3 protein-coding genes are annotated in these 4,143 nt (G+C 65.5%); all 3 read left to right on the top strand.

The window, feature by feature from the left end; translation table 11 throughout:
* Window positions 1-181 precede the first annotated feature (181 nt).
* Entirely contained in the window at window positions 182-742 is a 561-nt protein-coding gene (locus tag QZT59_RS11030; protein ID WP_290815825.1) for a hypothetical protein, read from the top strand.
* The gene (locus QZT59_RS11035) at window positions 739-2,901 is read left to right on the top strand and encodes a carboxypeptidase-like regulatory domain-containing protein (protein ID WP_290815827.1); all 2,163 of its coding nucleotides are present in this window, start codon (window positions 739-741) and stop codon (window positions 2,899-2,901) included. Before QZT59_RS11030 ends, QZT59_RS11035 begins: the two co-directional genes overlap by 4 nt.
* Before the next feature lie 5 nt (window positions 2,902-2,906).
* On the top strand, window positions 2,907-4,143 hold a 1,237-nt coding region (locus tag QZT59_RS11040), incomplete at its 3' end, for a hypothetical protein (RefSeq protein WP_290815829.1).

Consider the following 4,143-nt stretch of genomic DNA (forward strand, 5'->3'; position numbering starts at 1 on the left):
CGGGCGACGAACCAGTCGCATCGGGCGACGAACCAGTCGCGGGAAACGCCGCCGTGTACGACCCGGCGCAACCGGAACGGATCCACGGGCGGGACACATGACGGGGATGCTCGATCGAATTTCCTCGCTCGGGGAGGAAGCAGGCGGTAAGCTTTCCCGTCGCGCATTTCTGGCGGGGACGATGGCCGTGACGGTCGGCGGTGCAGAGCGGGCGGTCGAACGTGCCGGTCTCGCCAGCAGGTCCGCGTCAGGCCCCCCCGTTTTGACTGTCGATGACCTCGTTGGGGGATCCAGCTACGTCGAGTGGCGAGTCGACCCGGCCGACGCCCCGCTGTCAAGCGCCCTCGACCTGGCCGTTTCGGCGTTTACCCCGGCCGACGGCACCGTGGCGGCGTTCCTCGCGACGGCCTCGGCGGACGGGCCGAGATCCGTCGAGAGTGCGATCTTCCCCGCCAATGGTTTCGCGGACGCCCTCGTCGCCGCGACCGACGACTGGGTGGGCCAGGAACATACGGGGACCACGACGCGAACGGCTCACGGGGCCGACGCGGTCTCGTGGATGACCGTCTCGGGATCGAACGTCGACGCGATCCGGGTAGAGATCCTTCCGAGCGGTCATCTCGGTGTGATCGCCGCCAGCGGCAGCCGGGAGACACAACTCGATCCCGAAACAGCCGTCCAGCGGTATGCGAGCGTCGTCCGCCCGCGTGCCGAAGCGCGGCTTTCGGAGGACGACACATGACTGAGCCGCTCACAGTCGTCGGCGTCCTCACTGACGAGCGGACGGACACTCCACGTGCCGGGCTGACAGTCGAACTCCGCCGCGAGCGGGAAGCGTCTGCCGATTCCGTGGTGCTCGACAGGACCGTGGCCGACGACGAGGGCCGTTTCCGATTGGAGACGGACGCGATCACTCCGGAGGAGCCGATTCCCGTCGTTTTCGTCCTCGACGATGACGACCAGCTCACGGTCTTCGAGCCCGACGAACGTGTCCGAAGCGGTGCGAACGTCGAGATTACGGTTCCGACGTCGACCGGCCGGAGACGGGGACTCGCCACGGCGGCGACGGCGGCAGCAGCCTTCACCGCGGGATGTACGAGTTGGCTTCGTGAACGGTTCGGAGACGACGAGGAGCCACAGCCGACCGAGACGTCCACACCGGAACCGACCGAAACACCGACGGGGACGCCGACACCGACGGGGACGCCGACACCGACGGAAACGCCGACACCAACGGAGACACCGACACCGACCGAAACTCCAACCCCGACCCCAACCGAGACGCCGGATCGTACCTCGTCCTCGCCATCGAGGGGATCATCGTCCGATCCGTCAACACCAGAGCCGACCCCAACCGAGACGCCGACCCCAACCGAGACGCCGACCCCAACCGACACGCCGACCGAAACCCCAACGCCGGAGCCGACACCGACACCGGAGCCGTCCCTCGACGCACCGACGGGTGTGACTGCGACCGCGGGCGAAGCGTCCGTCGAACTCTCGTGGGATCCGGTGTCTGATGCCGACTCGTACACCATCTACTGGGCGACCGAGTCCGGCGTCACTCCGGACTCCGGAGCGGCCATCGGGGGAGCTACGGCGCCGTACACCCATTCCGGTCTCGACGGGGAGACGGATTACCACTACGTCGTGACGGCAGTCAACGACGCGGGCGAGAGCGATCCATCCACGGAGGTCAGCGCCTCGCCGGACCTCGAACCACTGGTGCTCGACCCGCCGGAACCGGATACGACGACCCGGACGACGATGGCGGAGACGACGAAATTCCTCTACGAAGGGGACGATCCGCCACAGACGGACGTCGATGTCGAGCAGCTGGAAGAGCACCGCCACACCATCCTGAAAGGTCGGGTGAAAACACGTGACGGCGAGCCTCTCCCGAACGTGACCGTCCGGATCAGGGATCGCCCGGAGTTCGGCAAGACGCGCACCCGCGCGGACGGCCGCTTCGACATGGTGATCAACGGCGGCGGAACGATTGTCGTCCGCTTCGAGCACCCCGACTACCTCCCCGTCCAGCGGAAGTTCGAACCGAGGTGGCGCCAGTACGAACGGATCCCCCGGGACGTGGCGATGATTCCCGAGGATCCCAACCGAACGATCGTCGAGATGGACGTCGACGAGGGCCAGGTCGTGCAGGCGTCCGTCGAATCAGACGCGGACGGCGAGCGACAGGCGACGCTGTTCGTCCCGCCGAACACGTCGGCAGTGAGTATCGACGGCGGCACCGCGCCCGAACGGCTGGAGATCAGCGCCACCGAGTTCACCGTCGGCGAGAACGGTCCCGAGGCGATGCCCGGGCGGCTCCCGAGACAGATCGCGTACACCTACGCCCTGGAGTTCATCGCACGCGATCCCGATGCCGACGGGGACACCGACGACGATTCTGATGGAGACACCGACGGCGACGGTGATGGCTCGGCGTTCATCGCTCCGGGCGAGGATGGCGACGTCGAGTTCGACGAGCCGGTGTATCACTACCTGGAGAACTTCACCGGCTTTCCGGTCGGCGAACTCGTGCCGATGGGGTCGTTCGACGAGGGATCATCGAGCTGGGAGGCGTATCCCGACGGCATCGTCCTCGAAGTGCTCGACGCCTCCGGCCAGAAAGCCGAAATCGACCTCGATGGTGAGGGTGAGCCGGCGGACGAAGACGTCCTCGACGAACTCGCATTCACCGACGCCGAACTCGAATTCGTCGCCGAGGTGTACGAAGAGGGTGACGAACTCTGGCGGACGCCGGTGCCACACTTCTCGTCGTGGGACTGCAACTGGGCGGCCGTCCCGCCGGATGACGTCGATGGGCCGACACAGAGCCCGGACGGACCAGACGGCGACGTAGACGACGACCCCTGTGAACACAGCGCAGCGAGGTACTGAGAAACATGCCATACGAAACAGACATCGAAGTGCAGAACCAGACCGCACGGATCACGATTCCGATCCCTGGAACCGATCGCTCGCTGGCGTACGCAAGCCGTCGTGTCGAGGGCTATCTCCCGCCACGGTCGATCACGGTTCCCGTCACCGACGAGGAGTTCGACCCGGACGACGATCTCCTGAAGCGGGTCGAATCGACAGTCCTCGTGGAAGGAAACGGCTACACGGCCACCTGGAGCGGTGACGAGATCGAAACCGGGCTAAACCACGAGTTTACGTGGGACGCGACGGACACGTACGGCCGCGGCATACAGGGTGGCGCACACGTCACGGGCGAAATCGCACACGTCTACGAGGGAATGCACGGATCCTCGAACGAAGTTGCAGACCGGGTGAGCAGCGGAGACAGCGGCGGGAGTGGTCCCACCAGGGTGACCGGTGGAACGTTCGATTACCCGAGTTCCGTCTCGCTCGACGGAGGGCGAAACGATACCACGTTCCGGCTGGTGAACAACTGGGACATGGAGCTCTACAGGTACGATGCGGGCGTCCACGGGCTCGGCGGCTGGACGGTCGATGCCCACCACATGCTCTTCGACGAACTTCGCCCCACAATCGAGTACGGCGACGGGACGAAACGGTCGCTGGGAGCGGGCATCTCGGAAACCATCGAAACCGCCGAACTGAGAGAGAGCAATCCGCGGGGCATCGCGACCGGCTCCGATGGGACGGTGTACGCGGGCTCCGGCTCGTGGGTCATGAAAGCGTCGGCCGAGTCTCTGGACGAGAGCAGGGGCGGATTCATCACGCTCGATGAGATCGAACTGTCCGAGGATTCGCCCGTGACCTTCGAAGATGCGGGCGTGTTTCGCGACATCGCGATCGGGCCGGACGACGAGATCTACGCGACGGACTTCAACAACGAATACGTTTACAAGATCAGCACCGACGGAATGATGACCGTCGTTGCGGGGACCGGCGATTCGGCCCCGGACCCGGGGAGCGGTGGACGGGAGTACCACGCGGACATCGAGGGATCCCTGGCAACCGAGATGGACCTCCTCAACCCGGGATGGATCGACGTCGGACCCGAGGGAGACATCTACTTCGTCCACGGTGACACGCCCCGCGACGATTCGGTCTATCGCTACATCATTCGCATTCGAACGAACGGACGGGTCGCGCTCGTCAACCACTACGGTTCGGGCGGGACCGACACGGAGTATCTCGAAAATGCGCCCG

It is taken from the genome of Halovivax sp. (assembly GCA_007119345.1).
Lineage (GTDB): Archaea > Halobacteriota > Halobacteria > Halobacteriales > Natrialbaceae > Halovivax.

Bases quoted from the DNA above. Each gene is read 5' to 3' on its own strand.
- QZT59_RS11030 (WP_290815825.1), top strand. From the start codon at position 182: ATGGCCGTGACGGTCGGCGGTGCAGAGCGGGCGGTCGAACGTGCCGGT.
- QZT59_RS11035 (WP_290815827.1), top strand. From the start codon at position 739: ATGACTGAGCCGCTCACAGTCGTCGGCGTCCTCACTGACGAGCGGACG.